The sequence below is a fragment of the Streptomyces sp. NPDC007905 genome (assembly GCF_042959345.1).
In the GTDB taxonomy this organism is placed as follows: Bacteria; Actinomycetota; Actinomycetes; order Streptomycetales; family Streptomycetaceae; genus Streptomyces.
Genome location: NZ_JBIBKS010000031.1, coordinates 25971 through 48868 on the forward strand (window position 1 = coordinate 25971; position 22898 = coordinate 48868).

Sequence of the window (22898 nt, forward strand, 5' to 3'; positions counted from 1 at the left end):
CCGTCGGGACCGGTGACGTGAGGGGTTGACCGACCACCGGAAGCCCGAGGGGGATGGCAGCCGTGACGATCCGGGTCTTCGGGGGCGTGGTGCAGATCGACGGCCTGAGTCAGTTGGTCTTCTGGGGCGTCGGCCTGCCGACGTCGCCGGCGGCGTGGCTGTGCGGCCGGAAGTGGCACCCGAGCCCACGTATCCGCCGCTCACCGGTCCCGCAGCGTCCGCAGCAGCGGTCCCAGCGACGCGACCACGCACCCGGCCCCGGCCTCCCGCAAAAGCTTGCCCTTCTCTTCGTCACGCGCGTAGCCGAGGAACGGGACGCCGGCGCGTGCCGCGGCGTCGAGGTCGGAGAGGGAGTCGCCGATCATCAGGGCGGCCGAGGGGGCGGCGCCCATCGCGTTCAGGGCCCGGTTGAGGCAGTGCGGGTCGGGCTTGAGGAGGTGCAGGTCCGCGGTGCGGCCGTAGATGTGGGGGGCGAAGCAGCCGGTGAGGCCGCGGCCTTCGAGATAGGCGCGGACCACCCGTGGGGAGTTGTTGGTGGTGATGGCCAGCCGGGAGCCGACGGCCGTCCAGGTCCGTATCAGGGGATCGGCGTAGGCGGTCGGCAGCGCGGAGGTCGCGGCCCGCAGTTCCTCCTGGGTGAGACGTTCCTCCAGTTCGGTGACCAGGTCGCTGCCCGGGTGCCGGCGGTCCACGGCGCGCAGTACCACGTGCGGGTCCAGCGAGGCGCGCTCGGGGTCGCCGAGCAGCCCGTGCAGCCCCCGTCCGGCCAGCCACTCCACCAGCTCGGCGGCCACCAGTTCCGCCTTGTGCCCGGCGAAGAGGCGGCAGATCGGCCCGTCGAAGTCCCAGAGGACCACTCGGGCACTTTCGATCAGTTCCCGTAGCTTCTCGGACTCGTTCGTGGTCTGTTCGGTCTGCGTCGTCGTCTCAGAAGTCACTAGGAGAGTGTCAGGTCCGTGGTGATGGTTTCCCAGAGGGCGTCGAACCACTTCTGGGACTGCTCCACGAACGCGGCGTCGCGCCGCCCGGCCCGCTTCTCGAAGGAGAACAGCAGGGATTCGGAACCGAGGGTGTCGTACATCTCGAGCGTTCCGCTGTCCGTCGGCTCCTCGCGGCGCGCGATCATGTAGTACGCGTACAGCGCCTCCGCCCCGTTGAGCAGGTACAGCTTCGCCGGCGGGGTGAACGGCAGGGCCCGGAAGGTGACGTGCACGTCGATGTCGTGGGTGGAGCGCAGGGCCTGGAGGTTGTACTGCAGGACCTGGCCCTGGGCGTTGCGCATCGCCAGCCAGCGCCGGTGCACGGCGTCGTCGTCGCCGTGGGCGTCGACGGAGACCGGGAAGGCGAGGTTGATGTCCCGGGAGGGCAGCAGGATGCGCACGTCGATCCGGTCGGGGCGGATGCGGCCCTCGTGGATCTGACGGAGCGGCTCGCCCAGGGCGGGGATGAGGGACTGCGCGGTCAGGCAGGCCGCGTCGATGCGCACGTGCGGCGCGGAGAACGCCTCGGTCAGCCGGGGCGCAAGGCCCACCATCGTCGGCTGCGGTTCGTCGTGGGCGGGGGCCGACTCGGCGATCCTCGGCGGGCTGCCCTTGCTGACGTTGCTGAGCAGACCGTCCTCCGCGAGTGCCCGCAGGGCCTGGCGCACGGCACCTCGCTCGACCCCGAACTCCTCGGCCAGCTCGGCCTGGGTGGGCAGGCGCTCGCCCGCCTTCAGGTCGCCGGTGCGGATGCGTTCGCGCAGGGTGTCGGCGATCTGCTGGGGCGTGAACCTTCTGCTGCCGTTCACTGCCACGTTCTCCTGGGTCACGACCAAACGCTACAACCCTGCTCCATCTTAGGGGAGTTGTCGCGAAGTTGTTTGTGAGTAGGGGCCAAGTGGGGACAACTTAATCAAAGTTGGTTGCCAACTTGGTCAAGTTGGCACACCGAAAGGGGGAACCACCATGCCAGCCCTCGCACTTCTCTGCGCCCTCTTCGTCGTCGGCTTCGAACAGCTCATCGAGTGGAGGTACGGCGCCGTCGGCATCGTCGGCCTGCTGCTGCTGTCCGTGGGCATCAGGGCCAAGAGCCCGGCGGTCAGCTCCGCCGGCGCCGTGCTGCTCGCGGTGCTCCTCGCGGGTCCGGTCCTCTGACCGGTCCTACGACGTCAGCACCAGTTCCGAACTGATCGTCTCCCACAGCGCGTCGAACCACAGGTGGGACTGCTCCACGAAGGTCGCGTCGCGCAGCTCCGTGCCCTGCTCGAAGGCGAACAGCATCGACCGCGTGCCCTCGGCGTCGTACAGCTGGAGGTGCTCGTGGTCGATCTCCCGCTCGCGGCGGGTGAGCGTGTAGTACGCGAACAGCGCCTCCACACCGTTGAGCAGGTACAGCTTGACCGGCGGGGTGAAGGGCAGCGCACGGAAGGAGACGCGCACGTCGATGCCGTGCGTCGTGCGCAGTGCCAGCAGGTTGTGCCGCAGCACCTGGCCCTGGGCGTTGCGCTGGGCCAGCCAGCGCCGGTGCAGCAGGCCGCCGTCGGAGGCGTCCACCGGCGCCGGGAAGGCGAGGTCGATGTCCCGGCTGGGCAACAGCACCCGAACGTCGATCTTGGCCGGTTTCAGCCGCCCGGCGTGGATCTGCCGCAGCGGCTCGCCGATCGCCAGCGTGAGCGAGACCGAGGTCAGGCAGAGGGCGTCTATCTCCACGTGCGGGGCGGCGAAGGCCGCGGCGATGCGCGGAGCGAGGCCCACCATGGTGGGCTGCGGCGGCGCAGCCCGGCCGGCCGCCGGACGCGCGTGCGCCGGCGGCGCGGCGACGGTGGCGGGGCTGCCCTTGGACACGTTGGTGAGCAGGTGCTCCGAGTGCAGAATCCGCAGGGCCTCCCGTACCGCACCGCGCTCGACGCCGAACTCGTCGGCCAGCTTGGCCTGGGTGGGCATGCGCTGACCCGGCCGCAGTACACCGGACCGGATCCGGGCGCGCAGTTCGTCGGCCACCTCGCGATGTGACGTGCGTGACCGCTGTGGCCTCTTCCGCCCACTGGCGGAGGCGTGTTCCGGGTCCACGAAGAAACACTACAACTTCCCGCCATCTTCCGGCAGTTCGCGAGAAGGTGGTTATGAGCCGCTTCCAAGCGGAGATAAGTAGAGTGAAGTTGGTAGCCAACTTGAACAACATGGTCAAGCTTCCCAGTGGTTGGCCGATGGGCTCCCTTCCGGAGGGGAGCCGGGAGCCCGGACAGGGGACGGCCACCGGAGCGCACAGTCACAACTGAACAGCAGGCACAGCCACAACTGAACATCGGCAGCGCACAGCCACAACTGAACAGCACGCTACGGATGAACGGCCACCGTCGTCGGGAGAGGGGAGCCTCAGAAGATGTCCGGGCACCACGGTCGCCCGGATGTGCGAAACAGGGCGTCGGCCTTCCGGGCGGCGCCCTCTCGTTCTTCCTGGACCCGCCCGAGGGCCGCGAGCCGCACCAGGGGCTGGTCCCCGAGCCAGACCGCCGCCAACTCTCCCACCGGGAGCGTGAGATCGGCACCCGCGCCGTCGGCCGGCGCGCAGGACGCACCGTCCGGAGAGGCCTCCAGCCGGAACCGGCCCCCGGCGAGGCGGTCCCGGTCGACGACCTCCAGCACCAGCGAGCCCGTCCCCTCGTACGTCCGCGCCTCCAGGGCCCGTACGACGTCCAGGATGCGCACCCAGAGCCAGTCCGCGTGCCCGGTGACCCGGGCCGCACGCGGGTTGGGCAGGAAGAACGGCAGCAGGTCGTCCGGGCCGCGCCAGCCGCTCCTGACCTTCGTGATCCAGTCGATCGAGCACAGATAGCGCCACAGCGCGCCCCCGGCCGCCTCAGTCGCCGCGAGCAGCCAGTTGACGTCGGCCGTGTGCTGCGGCTGCTTCCCCTCCCAGGTGCCCTCGGACTCGTACGACACCATGCCCTCGACCTCGCCGGAGGCCGAGCGGTGGACGGCGTAGTACGGCTCGGTCCAGCTGCTGCCGAAGGGGACGAGACCGGTGTTCACCTGCCACCACAGCTCGTCGCGGCTGACCGCGCCCGGCTGGGCGCGGCGGACCCGCTCGTGCAGCTCCGGGCCGAGCTTGCGGACGTCCTCGGCGTCCACCAGGTCGATCCGGCCGCCGTCCTCGGGCCCCGACCAGCGCGGATCGAGGCCGGCCCGGGTGACGTCGATGGTCCACTCGGTCGTCCAGGTGGCGGGGCCGAAGCCGTAGCGGCCGTAGATCGGGTACTCGGCGGCGATCAGGGTGGCGACGACGTCACCGCGCTCCTTGGCCGCCGCCAGGTCTCGGCTCATCATGCGGGTCAGCAGTCCGCGGCGGCGGTGCGTGGGGCTGACGGTGACGTTGGTGATGGCGTCCGCGCGGACGGGACCGCCGCCCACCGCGGTGACCTCCTGGGCGAAGGAACGGAAGGTCGCCACGCAGCGGTCGCCCTCGAAGGCGCCGAGCAGACGGCCCTCGACGAACTGCCGGCGGCGCGCCTCCAGCTGCTCGGGCGCCATGACCGGCTCCCGCAGGAACCCGGTGTTCAGGGCGCGCTGCCAGTCCTCGAACTCGGCCTCGGCGACGGCGCGGACGTCGGTCGTCATGGAGTCACCGTAGGCGCGCGGCCCGGGTCGTGTCGCCCGCATTTCCCCTCCGTCCCGCGCCCGTCACGTCAGCAGGTCGTCCACCTGTGCCTCGCCCACCCGGTAGCGGCGGGCAATCTCCCCGCTGCAGTCGTCGGTGGTGCGCTGCAGGCGCTGACGGCGCCGGGAGACCTCCTGCTCGTAGCGGACCAGCCGGCCCATGGCGGTGGTCAGTTCCAGGTCGGTACGGGCCTGAAGGTCCGACAGCTCGACCTCGCCGAGCATCTCCGCGCCCAGCCGCCGGTACTCCTCGTTGTGCGGGGTGCCGAGCGTGACATGGCGGGCCGAGGAACGCTGGCGGGCCGGGGCGTCGGTGAGGATCTCCGGGAGCCGCTCCACCACGGAGGCGTCGGCGGGCGCGGGCACGGAGGCCCGTCCGCGCCGGGCGAGTTCCGCGCGCAGGATGTCGATCCGGCCCTGCAGCAGCCGCCGCACATAGCTGAGGTCCGCCTCGTCGCGCTGGGCGTCGCGGCGCAGCGTACGCAGTTCGGGCAGGCTCAGCCCGGCCAGGTCGTGCTCGGGCGGTTCCGCGGGCAGCGACGGGCCGGGCGGGTTGTCGCCGCGCTGTGCGGGCGGCCGGTGCGTCTCCAGCCGCCCGCTGGTACCCGGTGTGCTCATGTGCGTGTGACCGTCCCCTCGACCGGCGTGTGACAGCATCGTGCCACCCCAAGTGGCCGCTATGTGACCGAGTGCCCCCGAACGGCCCCAGATGAGGGCTTAAGGATCAATAATGGGCCCGCGGTGACCGTGCGCAGGCCACCCGGCATGATGGTCCGCATGCGTGCGGTGGTGCAGAGGGTGGACGGCGCGAGTGTCGTCGTGGACGGCGAGACGGTGGGCGCGATCGAGGGTGAGGGCCTGTGTGTCCTGGTGGGGGTGACCCACCAGGACACCAAGGAGAAGGCGGCCCAACTGGCCCGCAAGCTCTGGTCGATCCGGATGCTGCAGGACGAGAGGTCGTGCAGCGACGTCGACGCCCCGCTGCTCGTCATCAGCCAGTTCACCCTGTACGGGGACGCCCGCAAGGGCCGCCGCCCCACCTGGAACGCGGCCGCACCCGGCGATGTCGCCGAACCGCTGGTGGACGAGGTGGTCGCCCAGCTGCGCGCCCTGGGCGCGACGGTGGCGACAGGCCGGTTCGGGGCGCAGATGCGGGTGTCCCTGACGAACGACGGCCCGTTCACCGTGCTGCTGGAGATCTGAGCCTCAGGGCTCCACGACCGTTTCCTGGGCGGCCGCCGTCTCCCCCGCCACCAGGCGGGCGTCGGTCGGTACGTTGCGCTTGACCAGGGCGAGGGCGATCGGGCCCAGCTCGTGGTGGCGTACCGACGTGGTGACGAAGCCGATCTTCCGGCCGTCGGGGCCCTCGTCCGCGAGGCGGATCTCGGTGCCGTGGACCGGCAGGTGGACCTCGCTGCCGTCCAGGTGCAGGAAGACCAGGCGGCGGGGCGGCTTGCCCAGGTTCTGGACGCGGGCCACCGTCTCCTGGCCGCGGTAGCAGCCCTTCTGGAGGTGGACCGCGGTGCTGATCCAGCCCAGCTCGTGCGGGATCGTGCGGTGGTCGGTCTCGAAGCCGAGGCGGGGGCGGTGGTGCTCGACACGCAGCGCCTCGTAGGCGAGCAGGCCGGCGGCGGGCCCCGCCTTCGCCGCGAAGGGCTCCAGGTCGGCACGGGGAAGGAAGAGATCACGGCCGTACGCCGTCTCGCGTACGACGACGCCCTCCGGCACCTCGGCGATCGAGCCGGCCGGCAGGTGGACGACGGCGAAGTCGGCGGTCCGGTCGGCGACCTCGACGCGGTAGAAGAACTTCATCGACTCCAGGTAGGCGATCAGCGCCTCCTGGGTGCCGGGCTCCACGTGGGCCCAGACCGTCGTGCCGTCGTCCACCAGGTACAGGGCGTGCTCGATGTGGCCGTGCGCGGACAGGATCAGTGCCTCGGTGGCCTCGCCCGGAGGCAGTGCGCTGACGTGCTGGGTGAGCAGCAGATGCAGCCAGCCGAGGCGGTCCTCGCCGGAGACGGTGACGACGCCGCGGTGCGAGAGGTCGACGAAGCCGGTGCCGTCGGCGAGGGCGCGCTGCTCGCGGAACAGGTCGCCGTAGTGGGCGGCGACGCCTTCGTCCACGCCCTCGGCGGGAACGGCGCCGGGCAGGGACAGCAGTGGGCTCTTCATACGGGCAAGCCTACGACGTGGTAGTTGAACTCTTCAGCGAACAGTCCTTGCAGCGGCCGAAGAGCGCGAAGTGCTTCATGTCGGTGTCGAAGCCGAACTGCTCGCGCAGCTTGGCCGTGAAGTCCGAGGCCACGTCCACGTCCGCCTCGATGACGTTCTCGCAGTCGCGGCACACCAGGTGCAGATGGTGGTGGCGGTCGGCGAGGTGGTAGGTGGGCGCCCCGTGGCCGAGGTGGGCGTGGCTGACCAGGCCCAGCTCCTCCAGCAGCTCCAGCGTGCGGTAGACGGTGGAAATGTTGACCCCCGACGCCGTCTTCCTCACCTCGCTGAGGATGTCGTCGGGGGTCGCGTGCTCCAGGGTGTCCACGGCTTCGAGCACGAGTTGCCGCTGCGGCGTCAGCCGGTAGCCGCGCTGCCTGAGGTCGCTCTTCCAGTCGGTGCTCACCACACTGGAAGTCTAGAGCCACCCGGCGAAAGGCCTACTTGAAGAAGGCGATGCCGTCGTCCGGCAGGTCGTCGGGCAGGGCCTTGGCCCAGCGCTCGACCTCCTCCGGGGTGACGACCTTCTTCAGGTGGGCCGACATGTAGGGGCGCAGCTCGACCTCGGGGGTCTGCTTCTCGCCGACCCACATCAGGTCGCTCTTGACGTAGCCGTACAGCCGCTTTCCACCGCTGTAGGGCCGGGAGGCGGCCGTACGCGCCACCGTGTCCGTGACCAGGTCGATCTGCGGCTTCTTGGCGGCCATCTCGCCGTACCAGATCTCGATGACGCCGTCGTCACGGGTCAACGTCACCTCGACCTTGCGGTCGGCGTCGATCCGCCAGTAGCCGGACTCCGACTCCAGGGGACGGACCTTGTTGCCGTCCTGGTCCAGCACCCAGGTGTGGGAGCGGTACTCCAGGAAGTCCCGGCCGTCGTGGGTGAAGGTGACTTCCTGCCCGAAGTTGCACTTCTCCGAGCCGGGGAAGTCGTGCACGCCCGCACCGGCCCAGTTGCCGAGCAGGAAGGCGAGCGGGACAAGGTCCTTGTGCAGGTCGGACGGGATCTCGATCATGAGGGAAAGTTCCTGGTCGGTTCCTTGACGGAGCTCAGCGCTGGCCCTGGTACAGCTTCTTCACGGTCAGTCCGGCGAAGGCGAGGACGCCGACGCAGACCAGGACCAGCAGGGTTTCGAAGAAGATCTCCACGGGTGCTCCTTGAGCGAGGGTGGGCATACGACAGAGCTGCGCCCCAGCTTACGCGGCCCAGGTCCCGGCCTCCCTCCGAGGTGTGTCCTCGGCGGTCCTCGGCCGATCAGCCGAGCAGCCGACTCTGCGGCTTGACCGTCTGCCGGAGGGGGACGGCGCAGGCGCAGGCGCCGGCGCCGGCGACCAGGCCCAGCAGGACGGCGGCAGCGGTCAGCCGGGGTGCGGCCGCGCCAGGCTCTCTCTTTCGATGCTTCCAAGACGTCCTTTTGGTGCTTCCAAGACATCCCCCCACAGAACGTGAAGCACGGATCGCGAATCCACGCTTCAGAGCGGACTTGTGGCCAGAGCCCGGAAGTTGCAGAAGCGTTGATTACGATTCGGGCATGGCGAAGAAGCTCGTGATCAAGGTGACGGCCGGGGCGGATGCCCCCGAACGCTGCTCGCAGGCGTTCACGGTGGCGGCGGTGGCCGTGGCCAGTGGGGTCGACGTCTCGCTGTGGCTGACCGGGGAGTCCTCCTGGTTCGCGCTGCCGGGGCGGGCCGCCGAGTTCGAGCTGCCGCACGCCGCGCCGCTGCCGGACCTGATCGACTCGATCCTCGCGGCCGGCCGCATCACGCTGTGCACGCAGTGCGCCGCCCGGCGCGAGATCACCGAGAAGGACGTCCTGGAGGGCGTACGGATCGCGGGCGCGCAGGTCTTCGTACAGGAGGCGCTCGGGGACGAGACGCAGGCGCTGGTCTACTGAGCCGCTAGGAGCGGGGGCGCTTCTTGCCGTCCAGCTCGTCCCACCACTCGTCGGACTGCGGGTCGCCCGAGGGATCGTCCCACCAGCGGTCCTCGGGGCCGCGCCGGTTGGCCACCATCGCGGCCACGGGCGGGATGAGCATGGCCGCCACACACATCCCGACGGCCGCCGGGACGGACCAGAGACGCACGACTGCCCAGGCCAGGACGAAGAGACCGATACAGATCCCCATCATGGCGAAGTACAGGTGACGACGCCGGGCGTACATGACTCCAGAGTAGGTCGGGACATACGGTTCGGCACGATCCCCGACAGGCCCCCCGGATCACGGCCCTGAGCACTGCCCCGAGTCGGCGTCGGGACAGGCCGAAGGGCCGCACCCCAGGTGTCCAACCCGGTGGGTGCGGCCCTTCGGACGCCGCTGAGGTCGCTCAGACCGCGATCGCGACCTCCGCGAGGCCGCCCTGCTGGGCGACGACCGTGCGGTCGGCAGTGGCGCCGGGGACGAGGGCGCGGACGGTCCAGGTGCCCTCGGCCGCGTAGAAGCGGAACTGCCCCGTGGCGGAGGTGGGGACCTCCGCGGTGAACTCGCCCGTCGAGTCGAGCAGGCGGACGTAGCCCGTCACCGGCTCGCCGTCGCGGGTCACCTGACCCTGGATCGTGGTCTCACCGGGCTTGATCGTCGAGGCGTCCGGGCCGCCGGCCTTCGCTCCACACATGTTATCTCCAGAGGGTCTGACCAGAAGGTCGGTCGGGATGGGTTACTTGCCGGCGCCGAGCTCGATCGGCACGCCGATGAGGGAGCCGTACTCGGTCCAGGAGCCGTCGTAGTTCTTGACGTTCTGCACCCCGAGCAGCTCGTGCAGCACGAACCAGGTCAGGGCCGAACGCTCACCGATGCGGCAGTAGGCGATCGTGTCCTTGGCGAGGTCCACGTTCTCCTTGACGTAGAGCTCCTTCAGCTCCTCGTCCGACTTGAACGTGCCGTCGTCGTTGGCGTTCTTCGACCACGGGATGTTCTTCGCGGTGGGGACGTGGCCCGGGCGCTGCGACTGCTCCTGCGGCAGGTGGGCCGGGGCGAGCAGCTTGCCGGAGAACTCGTCGGGCGAGCGGACGTCGACCAGGTTCTGCGAGCCGATCGCGGCGACGACCTCGTCGCGGAAGGCACGGATCGAGCTGTTCTGCGGCTTGGCCTTGTAGTCGGTCGCGGCGCGCTCGGGCACATCCGCGCCGTCGACCAGCTCGCGGGCGTCCAGTTCCCACTTCTTGCGGCCGCCGTCGAGGAGCTTGACGTTGTCGTGGCCGTAGAGCTTGAAGTACCAGTAGGCGTACGACGCGAACCAGTTGTTGTTGCCGCCGTAGAGGATCACCAGCGTGTCGTTGGCGATGCCCTTCTTCGACAGGAGCTTCTCGAAGCCCTCCTGGTCGATGAAGTCACGGCGGACCGGGTCCTGGAGATCCTTGGTCCAGTCGATGCGGACCGCGTTCTTGATGTGGTTCTTCTCGTAGGCGGACGTGTCCTCGTCCACCTCGACGATCGCGATGTTCGGGTCGTCCAGGTGGTCCTGGACCCAGTCGGCATCGACGAGGACGTCGTTGCGGCTCATGCTCTTTCTCCTCCGGGGCAGTTGCGGCGAGGCGTGCGAGTAGAGAGGGTGCGCGCTCAGTGCCGAGCGGTCACACGGGTGCCCTTCCAGCAGGGCGGCTGAGAGATGCGGAAGCGCGCGGACTTCCGCTCAGAAGGGGCGACAGAGCATGGCGGCAACGCGGCACAGGTCCACTGCCCGCCGCTTGGTGAGATCCGCCTGTCGCTTCATGACCTCGATCGTAGGGACGTCCGGGCGGGCGTGTCACCGGCGTGTCGTATTCTGAGATGCGATCGTCCGGATAGTGGGACGAGAAAACGCCCGGGGCGTCGTGGGACGGCCGCCGGGCGTGTGTCTCGGTCGGTGCATCTGCGGTGCGGACGGGGGCGTCTCGCCTGTCGGACGCCCCTCGTGCACCGGCGGTCCTTCTACCCCGCCAGCTTGACGTCCGAACCCTTCACGCTGATCTCCACCCCGTCCTGGGCGGCCTGCACCTTGTCCAGCTTGATGCCGCCGGGGAGCTGGTCGACGGCCTGCTGGAAGTCGGTGATCTGGCGGATGCGGCCCTCGCCGATGGCGGCGCCGCCGAGCTTGGGCAGGGCGTCTGCCTGCACCTTGACCTTGTCGTTCTCGACGGTGACCGAGCTGAGGACGTAGACCGGCTTGGGCAGCTTGGTTCCCAGCACGGTGGCGTCCACCGCGACCTTGATCTTGCCGTTGCCGCCGTCGGAGAGGCCGACGACCTGGGCCGTGACACCCGGCGCGACCTGGGTCGGCTCGGACTTGGCGGTCTTCAGCAGCTCGTCGTACGCGATCGTCGCGGTGCCGGTGGCGGTGGACGCGGTGGCGGAGCTGTAGTCGCCGGAGAAGTCGACGCCCTTCATGTCGGCCTTCAGGTCGTCGATGCGGATGGTCCTGCCGCTGGTGCCGGTGGCCGCCTCGTAGTCCTTGATGCCGACCTCGACGTCGTCCAGGGAGCCGCCCGCGACCTGGGTGAGGAAGGGGAAGCCTTTGATGTTCACGTCCGGGCTCGACGCGAGGTTCTCGGTCGTCCTCAGCTTGTCCGCGGCCTCGTTCTCGGCGAAGTGCACGGCCACGCGGTCCGCGATCACGAAGAGGCCGCCCAGGATCACGACGAGGATCAGGAGTATTCGCAGGGCGCGCATGTGGTGTTTCCCCCGGGTCGGCGGTGGTGTACGGCTACGCCACGGTAACCCCGCGGGGCTCGGCCGGGGTCGGATTGTGGATCACTTGTGACAGGGCACGCCGTCCGTCGGGCCGGGCGCGGGGTGGCGCCGTGGGATGGGGGCGCCTGCCGGGTGCGGGTGCGCCGGGGCTTCTCGCGCGGCTCCCCGCGCTCCTTGGGCCGGCCGGCCACCACCCACCGAAACGGCGCGAACAGCCCCTAGGGCCCTTCTGATGGATCTCCGTGGGGGAAGGAGCGGCGTCCGGTGCGTGCGCTCGGCGTGCGGCGTGGAGGGTCATGTGGCGGAGCCACCTGTCCCTTCGCGCCGTGCGGCGAGCGTGCGTGCAGGACGCCGCGACGCCGCGGAGATCCATCAGAAGGGCCCTAGCCCAGGGCCCGCCCCAGTACCCACACCACCGGGGCCGCCGCCGCCAGGGGCAGCGCCACGCCCGCCGTGAAGTGGACGAAACGGGAGGGGTAGTCGTAGCTGGCGACCCGGTGGCCGACCAGGGCGCAGATCCCGGCCGCCGCACCCAGGGCGGCGCCCTTCGCGCCAAAGCCGGTCATACCGCCCACCGCGATGCCCGCGCCCGCCGCGGCGAGCAGGGAGACCGCCAGGGAGGCCGGGGTGGGCAGGGGGAGGACGCGGGCCAGGATCGCGACCGCCGTGGCCGCCGCGCCGACCGACACCGCGTGCGGGTCCGCGCCCAGGTAGCCCGTCGCGAGGACCGCGAGGGACGAGGAGGCGACCGTCGCCATGAGGCCGTACATCCGCTCGTCGGGTGAGGCGTGCGAGCGCAGCTGGAGGACCAGGGACAGCAGGACCCAGATGCCGAGCGGGCCGAGGATCGCGGCCGGCGCGTTGGCGCGGCCCGCGGCCAGGACCGCCACGTCCGCGGTGAGCGCGCCCAGGAAGGCCAGCGCGATGCCCTGCCGGGCGGGCCACATGCCGTTCAGCCGGAACCAGCCCGCCGCCGTCACGGCCTGGAGCAGCACCAGCGGCACGACGAGGACGTACGAGCCGAGGGGGGCCGTCGCGGCGAGCAGCAGGCCCAGCGCGGCGGTGAGCAGCGCCGGCTGCATGCCCGGCTCGATGACCGGGGAGCGGCCCTCCAGGCGGGCCCGCTGGGCGTCGGTGATCCGGGGGTTCCCGGCGAGGGTGGCGGGGCCGTAGCCCTGGGCGGCTTCCGGTTCGGCGGTGGGCTCCGGCTGCTGGTACCGCTGGGGTTCGGGGGCCGGTGCCTGCGGGGCGTACGGCTCCTGCGGCGGCAGGTACGCCGTCTCGGCCGCCTGCAGATGCGCGTGCGTCTGCGTCTCCCAGGTCTGGCCCTGCCACTGCTGGGTGTGCTGCGGGTCGTAGCCGGCGTGCGGATACGGGTCGGCGTACTGGCCGTACTGGTCGTACCCGCCCTGGGACTGCCCGGGCCACGCCTGCGGCGCCTGCGGCTGCTGGTGCGGGTGCTGCTGCTGTTGTTGTCCGTACGCGTCGTACCCCCCGTACGGCCCGTCCTGATACGGCTGGTCGCTCATCGCCTCACCCTCCTGCGAATGGCGGGAGCACCTCGACCGTGCCGCCCTCGGCCAGCCGTACCGTCTCATGCGCGCGGGTCCCCACGGGGTCACCGTCGACGAGGAAGGAGCATCGCTGCAGGACGCGCGTGAGTTCATCCGGGTGTCGCTCACGCACCGCGGCGAGCGCGTCGGCGAGCGTGGCCGCGTCGTACGGCTCCTCGGCGACCCGGGCCGCGGCCTTGGCAGCGGCCCAGTAGCGGACCGTGACCTTGGGCATCTGATTCCTCAATCGACGGCAGAAGAGTGCGGGGACCAACGCTGTCAGGCTAAGGCACCCCGCCGACATGCCGGTCACGCCTCCCGCCCGCCTCAGGACGACCGCGCGGCCCAGTCGCCGGCTCAGGACGACCGCGCGGCCCAGTCGCCGATCCGGGCCAGCAGGGCCTCGTCCGCCGCGTGCTCGGCGTGGCCCATGCCGGGCTCCACCCAGAGCTCGCCGTGTTCGCCGGCGGCGCCGGCCAGCATCCGGGGGTGGTCGAGCGGGAAGTAGCCGTCCCGGTCGCCGTGCACGACGAGCAGCGGGGTCGGGGCGATCCGCGGGACCGCCTGCACCGGGGAGAGCGGCACCGGGTTCCACTCGCGGTGGTGGATGCGCGTGCGCAGGCCGTAGCGGCCGACCAGGCGCCCCTCGGGGCGGGTGACCAGCCAGTGCAGACGGCGCATGGGGGCCGTACCCCGGTAGTACCAGCGAGCGGGGGAGCTGACCGAGACCACCGCGTCGACCGTGCCGGGGTGCAGGGCCGCGTGCCGCAGCACCACCGAGCCGCCCATGGAGAAGCCGACGGTCACCACGCGCGCGTGCCCGAAGCCGCGCGCCCACTCCACCGCGGCGGCCAGGTCCAGCACCTCCTTGTCGCCGACCGTGGACCGGCCGCCCGAGGCTCCGTGGCCCCGGAAGGAGAAGGTGACGACGGCGCCGTACCGGGCGAGCACGCCCGCCACCCTTCGTATATGCGGTCGGTCCACGTCGCCGGTGAAGCCGTGGGCGATCACGAATACCAGGTCGCCGCGGGGTGGACGGGAGGCGTCCGGCGACGCTTCGTATACGACCGCACCCGGGTTGTATACGGAATGGACCGGAATCTCGTCAGCGGTGTACAGAAACGTCCGGGTAGGGGCCCGTCTGCCCGTCTCGTCATTCGGACGAATGGTGGAACGCGCCTCTTGGCCTGCCGGACGGTTGGTCATGTGGGCTATTCTGCTGGGCAGAGGACTCGGGCAGCGTAGCCCCCGGGTCCTTTTGTGCTTTCGGAAGCGTTGTATACGAAGCGGGAGACCGCGGGTGTACGGGGCCCCGGGATCGCAGCGCAGTGCCGCACCGCACACGTCCTCGCAGGGACCGAGGAGGAACCAGACGTATGAGTTCTCTGCTGCTCCTGACCAACGCCCTCCAGCCGTCGACGGAGGTGCTTCCCGCCCTCGGCCTGCTCCTGCACAACGTGCGGGTGGCCCCGGCGGAGGGGCCCGCTCTCGTCGACACCCCGGGCGCCGACGTGATCCTGATCGACGGCCGCCGCGACCTGCCGCAGGTGCGCAGCCTGTGCCAGCTGCTGCGTTCCACCGGCCCCGGCTGTCCGCTCCTCCTGGTCGTCACCGAGGGCGGCCTGGCCGCCGTCACCGCCGACTGGGGCACCGACGACGTGCTGCTCGACACCGCGGGCCCGGCGGAGGTGGAGGCCCGTCTGCGCCTGGCCATGGGCCGCCAGCAGATCGTCAACGACGACTCTCCGATGGAGATCCGCAACGGCGACCTCTCCGTGGACGAGGCGACCTACTCCGCCAAGCTCAAGGGCCGGGTCCTGGACCTGACCTTCAAGGAGTTCGAGCTGCTCAAGTACCTCGCCCAGCACCCGGGCCGCGTCTTCACCCGCGCTCAGCTGCTGCAGGAGGTGTGGGGCTACGACTACTTCGGCGGCACCCGGACCGTGGACGTGCACGTACGGCGGCTGCGCGCCAAGCTCGGCCCCGAGCACGAGTCGCTGATCGGAACCGTCCGGAACGTCGGTTATCGATTCGTTACTCCTGAGAAGGGCGACCGGTCCGGCGAGGAGGCCAAGGCCAAGGCGGACCGGGCAAAGACGGAAGATGCGGACACATCCGCCGTCCTGGACGGCGTGGAGCTCCACGCGGACGCATAAAAGCCGCCCGGGCAGGGCATTGCCACCGCACAGTCAAGCTTCGATACGCCCTGCCCAGAGCGGGTCCATCCGCGTAGACTCCGCGCGTGGCCAAGGTGACTCGGGATGACGTGGCACGGCTGGCTGGGACCTCCACCGCCGTCGTCAGTTATGTCATCAACAACGGACCCCGGCCGGTCGCCCCGGCCACGCGCGAGCGTGTCCTCGCTGCGATCAAGGAGCTGGGGTACCGGCCGGACCGGGTCGCCCAGGCGATGGCGTCCCGGCGCACCGACCTGATAGGCCTGATCATCCCGGACGCCCGCCAGCCCTTCTTCGGGGAGATGGCGCACGCGGTCGAGCAGGCCGCCTCCGAGCGCGGAAAGATGGTGCTCGTCGGCAACACCGATTACATCGGTGAACGCGAGGTCCACTACCTGCGCGCGTTCCTCGGCATGCGGGTCTCCGGTCTCATCCTGGTCAGCCACGCGCTGAACGACCTCGCCGCCGCGGAGATCGACGCCTGGGACGCCCGGGTGGTGCTGCTGCACGAGCGCCCGGAGGCCATCGACGACGTCGCCGTGGTCACCGACGACCTGGGCGGCGCTCAGCTCGCCGTACGCCACCTGCTGGAGCACGGCTACGAGTACGTCGCCTGTATGGGCGGTACGGCGGAGACGCCGGCCGTCGGTGACCCGGTCTCCGACCACGTCGAGGGCTGGAAGCGGGCCATGGCCGAGGCGGGCCTCTCCACCGAGGGCCGGCTGTTCGACGCGCCGTACAACCGGTACGACGCCTACCGGGTGGCCCTGGAGGTCCTCTCCAGTCCGAACCGGCCGCCCGCGGTCTTCTGCTCCACCGACGACCAGGCGATCGGCCTGCTGCGGGCCGCGCGCGAGCTGCGCATCGACGTGCCCGGGGAACTGGCGGTGGCCGGGTTCGACGACATCAAGGAGGCCGCGCTCGCCGACCCGCCGCTGACCACGATCGCCTCGGACCGCTCGGCCATGGCCCGGGCGGCGGTCGACCTCGTCCTGGACGACGGGCTGCGGGTGGCGGGCTCCCGGCGCGAGCGGCTGAAGACGTTCCCGTCCCGACTGGTGGTCCGCACCAGCTGCGGCTGCGGAGTCTGAGCGCTCCACCCTGCCGATGAAGGGCGGACGAGAGCCCGCCCCCGAGCCGCGAGGAGCCCCTTTACATCGGGCAAACGAGGTTCTGCCGGGCTTCTCAGGGAGCACTCAGGAAGCTCTCATGGTCGCGGGACATGCTCATTGTCATGACCGAGAGCATCCGCCGCAGTGGCGAGTACGACTACGACGACCCCCAGGGTCCGTACGCTCAGCAGCCCAGCTACTCCGCTCCCGTGAATCCCGAGTGGCCGCCACCGCCCTCGTACCAGCCTCCGGTGGCCGCGTTCACGGCCCCGGAGCCGGGCCCCGCGCCGCGCAGGAAGCGCAACCGCGGCCCGATGGCGCTGCTCGCGGCGGTGGCGATCGTCGCGGCCGCGGTCGGCGGCGGCACCGCCTACGCCTTCCAGGAGCTGACCGGCAAGGACACGGTCGCCTCCGCCGGTACGACCACCACGGTGGTGCCCTCCGGCAAGAAGGGCGACGTCGCCGCGATCGCCGCCGCGGTCAGCCCGAGCGTGGTGGAGATCCAGGCGACCCTCGGCAACGGCTCGTCCACCGGCTCGGGCGTGATCATCACGTCCCACGGCGAGATCGTCACCAACAACCACGTCGTCTCCGGCGCCTCCTCGATCAGGGTGCGCACCAGCGACGGCAAGAGCTACGCGGCCGAGGTCGTCGGCACGGACAGCTCCAAGGACCTCGCGCTGATCAAGCTGAAGGGCGCCGTTGGCCTCAAGGCCGCCGCGCTCGGCAGCTCCTCCGGAGTCCAGGTCGGCGACACGGTCGTGGCGATCGGCTCCCCGGAGGGCCTGACCGGCACGGTCACCAGCGGCATCGTCTCCGCGCTCGACCGTGACGTGACCGTCTCCACGGACGAGAAGCAGGGCCAGGGCCAGGGCGGCGACGGTCAGTGGCCGTTCCGGTTCCGCGGCCGCCAGTTCAACGGCGACACGGGCCCGTCCACCACGACGTACAAGGCGATCCAGACGGACGCCTCGCTCAACCCGGGCAACTCCGGTGGCGCGCTGATCGACGCGAGCGGCCACGTCATCGGCATCAACTCCGCGATGTACACCTCGAGTTCGCAGTCCTCGTCGTCCTCGGACGCGGGCAGCGTCGGACTCGGCTTCGCGATCCCCATCGACACCGTCAAGTCCGACCTGGCCACGTTGCGGGCCGGCTCGACCAGCTGAGACCCCGTGCGGGGCGAATGGGAGAACGTCATGATCAAGCAGGTTTCGCACGACGGCGTCACCGGCACCGGTCCGGCCGCCCTCACCCTGGCCCTCGCGGTCGCGCACGAACTGCACACGCCGGCCCCGCGCGCCCCGGAGGTCGCCGCGGTGCCCGAGCTGATGGGCCTGCGCACCTCCGCCGACCGGCCGCACCGCCGCAAGGTCCCGCTGTGCCGCCTCACCGCCGTCGGCGGCCTGGCCACGCTCGGCCCCCGAACCGCCGCACGCGCCCCGCAGCCCGGAAACATGCGAGTCTGAGAGACACCTCGACCACCCGACCCACCGCACCCCGAGGAATCGCGAGCGATGAGCCCCGCCGAAGGCGACCGTGAGATCCAGCGCATCCTGATCGTCGACGACGAGCCCGCCGTACGCGAGGCGCTCCAGCGCAGCCTCGCCTTCGAGGGGTACGACACGCAGGTCGCCGTCGACGGCGCGGACGCGCTGGACAAGGCCACCGCCTACCGGCCCGACCTGGTCGTCCTGGACATCCAGATGCCCCGCATGGACGGCCTGACCGCGGCCCGCCGCATCCGGGGCGCCGGCGACACGACCCCGATCCTGATGCTCACCGCCCGCGACACGGTCGGCGACCGGGTGACGGGTCTGGACGCCGGCGCCGACGACTACCTGGTCAAGCCCTTCGAGCTGGACGAGCTCTTCGCCCGCATCCGCGCCCTGCTCCGCCGCAGCTCCTACGCGGCCGCCGTGTCGCCCGAGGCCCAGGAGGACGCGGCGCTGACCTTCGCCGACCTGCGCATGGACCTCGCCACGCGGGAGGTCACGCGAGGTGGCCGCCAGGTCGAACTGACCCGCACGGAGTTCACCCTGCTCGAGATGTTCATGGCCCACCCGCGCCAGGTCCTCACCCGCGAGCAGATCCTGAAGGCGGTCTGGGGCTTCGACTTCGAGCCCTCGTCCAACTCCCTGGACGTCTACGTCATGTACCTGCGCCGCAAGACGGAGGCCGGCGGCGAGCCGCGGCTCGTGCACACGGTACGGGGCGTGGGGTACGTCCTGCGACAGGGCGGCGCGGAGTGAACAAGCTGGTCCGCCGCTACCGGGCACTGCCGATCCGAGCCCGCCTCGCCATACTGGTGGCGGCAGCGGTGGCGTTCGCCGTGGCCGCGGTGTCGATGACGTGCTGGTTCATCGTGGAACGCAAGCTGTACGACCAGGTCGACAACGATCTGCAGAAGTCGCTGAACATGCCCCGGCTGCAGCAGCAGGCCACGACAGCGGTCAACAACTGCACCCAGCACACCACGAACGACCCGGGCGACGGCCCCCGGAACATCTACGCCGAGGTGGTCACGGAGGCCGGAAAGCCCTGCGTCCTGCCGTACTCCCTCGGCACGGTCAAGGTCACCGACGCCGACAAGGACCTGATCAAGAAGGGCGCCCACGGCCGGGGCCTCTTCCGCAACGGCACCGACTCGAACGGCAACGACATCCGTGCCCTCGCCCTCCCCGGGTTCACGATCGCCGACCCGAACACGGGGACCGTCACCGATGCCGCCCTCCTCATCGCTCTCCCCCTGAAGAACACCCAGAAGACCCTCAACGACCTCGCCCTGATCCTCCTGCTCGTCTCCGGCATAGGAGTGGTGGGCGCCGGCGCCGCGGGCCTGGCGGTGGCCCGGGCCGGTCTGCGTCCCGTCGACAAGCTCACCGAGGCCGTGGAGCACGTGGCCCGGACGGAAGACCTGACCATCCGCATCCCCGTCGAGGACGACAGCGAGGACGAAGTCGCCCGGCTCTCCCGGTCCTTCAACTCGATGACCGCCTCCCTCGCCAGCTCCCGCGATCTCCAGCAGCAGCTGATCGCGGACGCCGGTCACGAACTCCGCACCCCGCTCACCTCCCTCCGTACGAACATCGAACTGCTCACCCGCAGCGAGGAGACGGGCCGCCCGCTCCCGCCCGAGGACCGCAAGGCACTGCTCGCCTCCGTCAAGGCGCAGATGACCGAACTGGCTTCTCTCATCGGTGACTTGCAGGAGCTGTCCCGCTCGGAGGGCCAGCGCGGCGAACGCGTCCAGGTGGTCTCCTTCCAGGACACCGTGGAAGCGGCACTGCGCCGGGCCCGGCTGCGCGGCCCCGAGCTGACGATCACGGCGGACCTGGAGCCCTGGTTCGTACGGGCGGAGCCCTCCGCGCTGGAGCGGGCCGTCGTCAACATCCTCGACAACGCGGTGAAGTTCAGCTCCGAGGGCGGCACGATCGAGGTGCAGCTGAGCGAGGGCGTGCTGACGGTACGGGACCACGGCCCCGGCATCGCCGAGGGCGAACTGCCCCACGTCTTCGACCGCTTCTGGCGCTCCCCCAGCGCGCGTGCCCTGCCGGGCTCGGGTCTCGGCCTCTCCATCGTCGCCCGCACCATCCAGCAGGCGGGCGGCGAGGTCACCCTGGCGCGGGCGGAGGGCGGCGGAACCGTGGCAACGGTACGGCTGCCCGGCGCGCCCACGGCTCCGCCTGAGACGCCGTAGGAGGCGCGGTCTACTCTCTCCCCGATCGCGCACCCGTACGGTGCGCCTGGGGAGGGGCTTCGATGGACGAGGGCGGTTCGACCCGGGAATACCGCAAGCGGCGGAGACGGCCCGGCCGGACTCTGATCATGCCGCTCATCCTCCTGGGCAACGGCGTGCTGCAGACGATCCGCACCCGCGACGCCTTCCCCCGCTGGTACGCGCCCGCGGCGTGGGGAGTCCTGCTGGCGGCCGGGGGCTGGGCCGTCCTGCGGGAGTGGCGGGCGCGGACCCGGGTGACGACCGAGGGGATCACCCGGCAGGGGCCTTTGCGGGGGCGCACCTGGGCCTGGTCCGACATCTACGACCTGCGCGTCGAGCACGCCGGCAAGGATCCCCTCAACACCGCTCCCCGGTGGCCGGCCCACCTGTACGACTTCGAAGGCCGCCGCTTCCGACTCCCGCACCTCGACGAGTGGCAGCTGGACGACCCCATCGCCGAGGTCGCCGCCCTGCGCGCCGCCGCCCGGCAGCACGGGATGAGCTCGGAGCAGCGGTACGAGGTCGAGGAGCGGATCCTGCGGCGGGCCGGACAGTGCAGGGGATGGCAGTGGGCGGCCATCGCGGCGATGCTGATGCTGGTCGTCATGACGTTCGCCGCGGCGGGAGAGGCTTTCTCGGGGACGCGCGTGCACCTGTTCCTGTTGCTCCTGGTCGTACCCCTGGTCACCTTCGGCGCGCTGGGGGCCTTGCCGGGCCGCCACTGCGCCGCCCGCGCCCTGCGGCTCCCGCAGCAGCCTTGACGGCACGGCGCGGCAGCCGTGGCGCGACCCCGGCCTTCCGGGCCGCGGCGGTCCCGCTCTACGATCACCCGCGCTGGTGTCCGATGAAGGGTCGGTGGGCGGGGCATGGACGCGCAGGGGGGGCGGGATCGAGCGTGAGTACCAGCGGAAGAAGACACCTCGTCTGGTGGTCCTGACGCTGGGGCTGCTGGGTCTGGACGGCGTCTTCCGCATGACGCAGCACAACTCCCTGTCCCCGTGGCTTCCGGTCGCGGTCTTCGCCTTCTACGCCGTGCTGCTCGCGCGCACGGTGCTGTACCTGCGGCGCGCCCGCACGCTCGTCGGGGCCCGCGGGGTCACCGCACGTCGGGCACTGACCGAACGCAGCAGGGCCTGGCACGACATCTACGACATCCGGGCCGAGCCGGTGCCGAACGCCCTCGCGGCCGCCCGCAAATGGATCACGTTCCTGTACGACACCGACGGGCGCCGGTTCGTGCTGCCGCACCTGGACGACTGGCAGCTGGACGACCCGCCCGCCGAGGTCGCCGCGCTGCGGGAGGCCGCCGCCCGGCACCGCGGCATGGCGTGGGAACGCCGGCCGGAGGTGGAGGCGCGGATCCGGCGCAGGGCGGGGCACCGCAAGGCGTGGGAACGGGCGTTCACCGGCGGGATCATCGCCTTCGGCTGTGGCTTCCTGCTGTGGGTGGCGCTCGTGATCATCACGTCGCACCCGCCGACGCTCCTGCTGTTCCTGTGGATGCCCCTGGGCTCCTTCGCCGCCCTGGCCGGCCTGCTGCACTGGCGCTGGAGTCCCAGGTCCCCCGGGCCCTGCGGGAGTCGTAGCGTCCTGCACCCTGCGTCTGGTGCGCCGGGATGCGGCCGGCATGGCCCCTGGGTCGGCTGTGGCGCGTGGGCCGTCAGCCGCGCAGCCCAGGGTCAACGCGCGTAGCGCGACAGGGGGTTCATGGTTACGTCCCGGTTTCCCTTTGCCGATTCCTTTACTCGCTGCGCTGTCGGCACTTCACCCCGGCCGACCCGTACCCTCGTACGCATGAGCAGCGACGACGCCGTACGGCCCTTCCCCTCCCGCTCCATCGAGACCTTTTCCGCGCTCGACCCGGACCAGGCCGAGGCCGTGCTCGGACTGCTCACCGAGTCCGCCCGCGTCGACGGGCAGCAGCCGGTGTCCGAGCAGGGGCGGCTGCAACTGCGCGGGGGCGCCCGCGCGGGCGTCTCCCATCTGCTGCTGACCGTCGGGGGCGAACTCGTCGGCTACGCCCAGCTGGAGGACACCGACCCGGTGGAGGCCCCGGCCGCCGAACTGGTCGTCCATCCCACGCACCGCGGGCACGGACACGGGCGGGCGCTGGGCTCGGCGCTGCTCGCCGCCTCCGGCAAGCGGCTGCGGATGTGGGCGCACGGCGGGCATTCCGCCGCCCGGCACCTCGCCCAGGTCCTGGGGCTGACCCTGTTCCGCGAACTGCGCCAGATGCGGCGGTCGTTGACCGACCTGGAGCTGCCCGCGCCGACGCTGCCGGAGGGCGTGACCGTGCGCGCCTTCGTGCCGGGCAAGGACGACGCGGCCTGGCTCGCCGTCAACGCGGCCGCCTTCGCGCACCACCCCGAACAGGGCTCGCTGACCCAGCGGGACCTGGACGACCGCAAGGCCCAGCCGTGGTTCGACCCGGCCGGGTTCTTCCTCGCCGAGCGGCGCGGGGAGCTGGTCGGCTTCCACTGGACCAAGGTGCACGCCGAGGAGGGGCTCGGCGAGGTGTACGTGCTCGGGGTGCGCCCGGGCGAGCAGGGCGGCGGGCTCGGCAAGGCCCTCACCACGATCGGCCTGCGCCACCTGGCCGCGCAGGGTCTGCCCACCGCGATGCTGTACGTCGACGCGGACAACAACGCGGCGGTGTCGGTGTACGAACGGCTGGGATTCGGGACGCACGAGACCGACCTGATGTACCGCACCGAGACCTGAGGAACGCCTGCACCCGGACGTGCCGGCGAAGGGGCGGCCCCTTGACGGCCGCCCCTGTCCTGCCCCGGCCCGCCCACCGGCGGTCCGGCCGTCCCGGC

General features: G+C 71.1%; 28 protein-coding genes. 12 read left to right on the forward strand and 16 right to left on the reverse strand.

Annotation, left to right across the window (positions count from 1 at the left end; genetic code table 11):
• Nucleotides 1-200: 200 nt before the first annotated feature.
• Both ACFZDC_RS36610 and ACFZDC_RS36615 read right to left on the reverse strand, forming a co-directional pair.
• Nucleotides 201-938, reverse strand: coding sequence for an HAD-IA family hydrolase (locus tag ACFZDC_RS36610; RefSeq protein ID WP_391330705.1), 738 nt, complete (start codon nt 936-938; stop codon nt 201-203).
• The gene (locus tag ACFZDC_RS36615) at nt 938-1816 is read right to left on the reverse strand and encodes a GntR family transcriptional regulator (RefSeq protein WP_391330707.1); all 879 of its coding nucleotides are present in this window, start codon (nt 1814-1816) and stop codon (nt 938-940) included. The genes ACFZDC_RS36610 and ACFZDC_RS36615 overlap by 1 nt, the downstream gene beginning before the upstream one ends.
• A 130-nt stretch (nt 1817-1946) precedes the next feature.
• Here ACFZDC_RS36615 and ACFZDC_RS36620 point away from each other — a divergent pair, with 130 nt between their 5' ends.
• Nucleotides 1947-2135, forward strand: coding sequence for a hypothetical protein (locus ACFZDC_RS36620; RefSeq protein WP_391330708.1), 189 nt, complete (start codon nt 1947-1949; stop codon nt 2133-2135).
• Between the two features lie 6 nt (nt 2136-2141).
• On the opposite strand, the gene ACFZDC_RS36625 is transcribed toward ACFZDC_RS36620, so the two are convergent.
• From ACFZDC_RS36625 to ACFZDC_RS36635, 3 genes are all read right to left on the reverse strand, one after another.
• Nucleotides 2142-3050, reverse strand: a complete 909-nt coding sequence (locus tag ACFZDC_RS36625; protein ID WP_391330709.1) for a GntR family transcriptional regulator — start codon at nt 3048-3050, stop codon at nt 2142-2144.
• 306 nt (nt 3051-3356) lie between these two features.
• Entirely contained in the window at nt 3357-4598 is a 1242-nt protein-coding gene (locus ACFZDC_RS36630) for a GNAT family N-acetyltransferase (protein WP_391330710.1), read from the reverse strand.
• 63 nt (nt 4599-4661) lie between these two features.
• A complete protein-coding gene (locus tag ACFZDC_RS36635) occupies nt 4662-5255 on the reverse strand; it encodes an aerial mycelium formation protein (protein WP_391330712.1) in 594 nt (197 codons plus the stop codon).
• 159 nt (nt 5256-5414) lie between these two features.
• Here ACFZDC_RS36635 and dtd point away from each other — a divergent pair, with 159 nt between their 5' ends.
• A complete protein-coding gene (gene dtd, locus ACFZDC_RS36640) occupies nt 5415-5840 on the forward strand; it encodes a D-aminoacyl-tRNA deacylase (RefSeq protein ID WP_391330714.1) in 426 nt (141 codons plus the stop codon).
• Nucleotides 5841-5843: 3 nt separating this feature from the next.
• On the opposite strand, the gene ACFZDC_RS36645 is transcribed toward dtd, so the two are convergent.
• The 3 genes from ACFZDC_RS36645 to ACFZDC_RS36655 are packed head-to-tail and all read right to left on the reverse strand — an operon-like array spanning nt 5844 to nt 7864.
• Nucleotides 5844-6809, reverse strand: a complete 966-nt coding sequence (locus ACFZDC_RS36645) for a YgfZ/GcvT domain-containing protein (protein WP_391330716.1) — start codon at nt 6807-6809, stop codon at nt 5844-5846.
• 10 nt (nt 6810-6819) lie between these two features.
• Complete coding sequence (locus ACFZDC_RS36650; protein WP_391330717.1) at nt 6820-7257, reverse strand: transcriptional repressor; 438 nt, start codon at nt 7255-7257, stop codon at nt 6820-6822.
• Nucleotides 7258-7288: 31 nt separating this feature from the next.
• The gene (locus ACFZDC_RS36655; protein WP_391330719.1) at nt 7289-7864 is read right to left on the reverse strand and encodes a heme-binding beta-barrel domain-containing protein; all 576 of its coding nucleotides are present in this window, start codon (nt 7862-7864) and stop codon (nt 7289-7291) included.
• Between the two features lie 516 nt (nt 7865-8380).
• Between ACFZDC_RS36655 and ACFZDC_RS36660 the strand changes: the two genes are divergently transcribed.
• Nucleotides 8381-8743 carry a DsrE family protein gene (locus ACFZDC_RS36660; RefSeq protein WP_391330720.1) on the forward strand — a complete coding sequence of 121 codons (363 nt, stop codon included), beginning with the start codon at nt 8381-8383 and terminating at the stop codon, nt 8741-8743.
• A gap of 4 nt (nt 8744-8747) precedes the next feature.
• Here ACFZDC_RS36660 and ACFZDC_RS36665 read toward each other — a convergent pair whose 3' ends face one another.
• From ACFZDC_RS36665 to ACFZDC_RS36700, 8 genes are all read right to left on the reverse strand, one after another.
• On the reverse strand, nt 8748-9011 hold the full coding sequence (locus ACFZDC_RS36665) for a DUF3099 domain-containing protein (protein WP_391330722.1): 264 nt from the start codon (nt 9009-9011) through the stop codon (nt 8748-8750).
• A 163-nt stretch (nt 9012-9174) separates the two neighbouring features.
• Nucleotides 9175-9462: a DUF1416 domain-containing protein gene (locus ACFZDC_RS36670; protein ID WP_010351646.1), complete on the reverse strand. Its 288-nt coding sequence runs from the start codon at nt 9460-9462 to the stop codon at nt 9175-9177.
• Between the two features lie 42 nt (nt 9463-9504).
• Nucleotides 9505-10350 (reverse strand): rhodanese-like domain-containing protein, encoded by an 846-nt coding sequence (locus ACFZDC_RS36675; RefSeq protein ID WP_391330724.1) that lies wholly within the window; start codon nt 10348-10350, stop codon nt 9505-9507.
• Between the two features lie 129 nt (nt 10351-10479).
• Nucleotides 10480-10560, reverse strand: a complete 81-nt coding sequence (locus tag ACFZDC_RS36680) for an Ms5788A family Cys-rich leader peptide (protein WP_350751515.1) — start codon at nt 10558-10560, stop codon at nt 10480-10482.
• A gap of 197 nt (nt 10561-10757) precedes the next feature.
• A complete protein-coding gene (locus ACFZDC_RS36685) occupies nt 10758-11495 on the reverse strand; it encodes an LmeA family phospholipid-binding protein (protein WP_391330725.1) in 738 nt (245 codons plus the stop codon).
• Between the two features lie 404 nt (nt 11496-11899).
• The gene (locus tag ACFZDC_RS36690; protein WP_391330727.1) at nt 11900-13045 is read right to left on the reverse strand and encodes a hypothetical protein; all 1146 of its coding nucleotides are present in this window, start codon (nt 13043-13045) and stop codon (nt 11900-11902) included.
• A 4-nt stretch (nt 13046-13049) separates the two neighbouring features.
• Nucleotides 13050-13304, reverse strand: a complete 255-nt coding sequence (locus ACFZDC_RS36695) for a MoaD/ThiS family protein (protein WP_391330729.1) — start codon at nt 13302-13304, stop codon at nt 13050-13052.
• Between the two features lie 122 nt (nt 13305-13426).
• Nucleotides 13427-14275, reverse strand: coding sequence for an alpha/beta fold hydrolase (locus ACFZDC_RS36700; protein WP_391330730.1), 849 nt, complete (start codon nt 14273-14275; stop codon nt 13427-13429).
• 170 nt (nt 14276-14445) lie between these two features.
• On the opposite strand from ACFZDC_RS36700, the gene ACFZDC_RS36705 reads away from it, so the two are divergent.
• From ACFZDC_RS36705 to mshD, 9 genes are all read left to right on the forward strand, one after another.
• A complete protein-coding gene (locus ACFZDC_RS36705) occupies nt 14446-15225 on the forward strand; it encodes a winged helix-turn-helix domain-containing protein (RefSeq protein WP_391330732.1) in 780 nt (259 codons plus the stop codon).
• A gap of 86 nt (nt 15226-15311) precedes the next feature.
• Complete coding sequence (locus tag ACFZDC_RS36710; protein ID WP_391330734.1) at nt 15312-16337, forward strand: substrate-binding domain-containing protein; 1026 nt, start codon at nt 15312-15314, stop codon at nt 16335-16337.
• 143 nt (nt 16338-16480) lie between these two features.
• Entirely contained in the window at nt 16481-17527 is a 1047-nt protein-coding gene (locus ACFZDC_RS36715) for a trypsin-like peptidase domain-containing protein (RefSeq protein ID WP_391330736.1), read from the forward strand.
• A 30-nt stretch (nt 17528-17557) separates the two neighbouring features.
• The gene (locus ACFZDC_RS36720; RefSeq protein ID WP_391330738.1) at nt 17558-17827 is read left to right on the forward strand and encodes a hypothetical protein; all 270 of its coding nucleotides are present in this window, start codon (nt 17558-17560) and stop codon (nt 17825-17827) included.
• Nucleotides 17828-17875: 48 nt separating this feature from the next.
• Nucleotides 17876-18610, forward strand: a complete 735-nt coding sequence (locus tag ACFZDC_RS36725; RefSeq protein WP_391330740.1) for a response regulator — start codon at nt 17876-17878, stop codon at nt 18608-18610.
• Nucleotides 18607-20058 carry an ATP-binding protein gene (locus ACFZDC_RS36730; RefSeq protein WP_391330741.1) on the forward strand — a complete coding sequence of 484 codons (1452 nt, stop codon included), beginning with the start codon at nt 18607-18609 and terminating at the stop codon, nt 20056-20058. The genes ACFZDC_RS36725 and ACFZDC_RS36730 overlap by 4 nt, the downstream gene beginning before the upstream one ends.
• A 128-nt stretch (nt 20059-20186) precedes the next feature.
• Nucleotides 20187-20840, forward strand: a complete 654-nt coding sequence (locus ACFZDC_RS36735; protein ID WP_391330743.1) for a PH domain-containing protein — start codon at nt 20187-20189, stop codon at nt 20838-20840.
• Nucleotides 20841-21006: 166 nt separating this feature from the next.
• Nucleotides 21007-21771 carry a PH domain-containing protein gene (locus ACFZDC_RS36740; protein ID WP_391330745.1) on the forward strand — a complete coding sequence of 255 codons (765 nt, stop codon included), beginning with the start codon at nt 21007-21009 and terminating at the stop codon, nt 21769-21771.
• A gap of 102 nt (nt 21772-21873) precedes the next feature.
• The gene (gene mshD / locus ACFZDC_RS36745; RefSeq protein WP_391330747.1) at nt 21874-22800 is read left to right on the forward strand and encodes a mycothiol synthase; all 927 of its coding nucleotides are present in this window, start codon (nt 21874-21876) and stop codon (nt 22798-22800) included.
• The last annotated feature ends 98 nt before the right edge of the window (nt 22801-22898 follow it).

Bases quoted from the DNA above. Each gene is read 5' to 3' on its own strand.
- ACFZDC_RS36700 (WP_391330730.1), bottom strand. From the start codon at position 14,275: ATGACCAACCGTCCGGCAGGCCAAGAGGCGCGTTCCACCATTCGTCCG.
- ACFZDC_RS36660 (WP_391330720.1), top strand. From the start codon at position 8,381: ATGGCGAAGAAGCTCGTGATCAAGGTGACGGCCGGGGCGGATGCCCCC.
- ACFZDC_RS36715 (WP_391330736.1), top strand. From the start codon at position 16,481: ATGACCGAGAGCATCCGCCGCAGTGGCGAGTACGACTACGACGACCCC.
- ACFZDC_RS36725 (WP_391330740.1), top strand. From the start codon at position 17,876: ATGAGCCCCGCCGAAGGCGACCGTGAGATCCAGCGCATCCTGATCGTC.
- dtd (WP_391330714.1), top strand. From the start codon at position 5,415: ATGCGTGCGGTGGTGCAGAGGGTGGACGGCGCGAGTGTCGTCGTGGAC.
- ACFZDC_RS36620 (WP_391330708.1), top strand. From the start codon at position 1,947: ATGCCAGCCCTCGCACTTCTCTGCGCCCTCTTCGTCGTCGGCTTCGAA.
- ACFZDC_RS36690 (WP_391330727.1), bottom strand. From the start codon at position 13,045: ATGAGCGACCAGCCGTATCAGGACGGGCCGTACGGGGGGTACGACGCG.
- ACFZDC_RS36680 (WP_350751515.1), bottom strand. From the start codon at position 10,560: ATGAAGCGACAGGCGGATCTCACCAAGCGGCGGGCAGTGGACCTGTGC.
- ACFZDC_RS36665 (WP_391330722.1), bottom strand. From the start codon at position 9,011: ATGTACGCCCGGCGTCGTCACCTGTACTTCGCCATGATGGGGATCTGT.
- ACFZDC_RS36705 (WP_391330732.1), top strand. From the start codon at position 14,446: ATGAGTTCTCTGCTGCTCCTGACCAACGCCCTCCAGCCGTCGACGGAG.
- ACFZDC_RS36685 (WP_391330725.1), bottom strand. From the start codon at position 11,495: ATGCGCGCCCTGCGAATACTCCTGATCCTCGTCGTGATCCTGGGCGGC.
- mshD (WP_391330747.1), top strand. From the start codon at position 21,874: ATGAGCAGCGACGACGCCGTACGGCCCTTCCCCTCCCGCTCCATCGAG.
- ACFZDC_RS36720 (WP_391330738.1), top strand. From the start codon at position 17,558: ATGATCAAGCAGGTTTCGCACGACGGCGTCACCGGCACCGGTCCGGCC.
- ACFZDC_RS36655 (WP_391330719.1), bottom strand. From the start codon at position 7,864: ATGATCGAGATCCCGTCCGACCTGCACAAGGACCTTGTCCCGCTCGCC.
- ACFZDC_RS36735 (WP_391330743.1), top strand. From the start codon at position 20,187: ATGCCGCTCATCCTCCTGGGCAACGGCGTGCTGCAGACGATCCGCACC.
- ACFZDC_RS36675 (WP_391330724.1), bottom strand. From the start codon at position 10,350: ATGAGCCGCAACGACGTCCTCGTCGATGCCGACTGGGTCCAGGACCAC.
- ACFZDC_RS36645 (WP_391330716.1), bottom strand. From the start codon at position 6,809: ATGAAGAGCCCACTGCTGTCCCTGCCCGGCGCCGTTCCCGCCGAGGGC.
- ACFZDC_RS36635 (WP_391330712.1), bottom strand. From the start codon at position 5,255: ATGAGCACACCGGGTACCAGCGGGCGGCTGGAGACGCACCGGCCGCCC.
- ACFZDC_RS36695 (WP_391330729.1), bottom strand. From the start codon at position 13,304: ATGCCCAAGGTCACGGTCCGCTACTGGGCCGCTGCCAAGGCCGCGGCC.
- ACFZDC_RS36630 (WP_391330710.1), bottom strand. From the start codon at position 4,598: ATGACGACCGACGTCCGCGCCGTCGCCGAGGCCGAGTTCGAGGACTGG.
- ACFZDC_RS36670 (WP_010351646.1), bottom strand. From the start codon at position 9,462: ATGTGTGGAGCGAAGGCCGGCGGCCCGGACGCCTCGACGATCAAGCCC.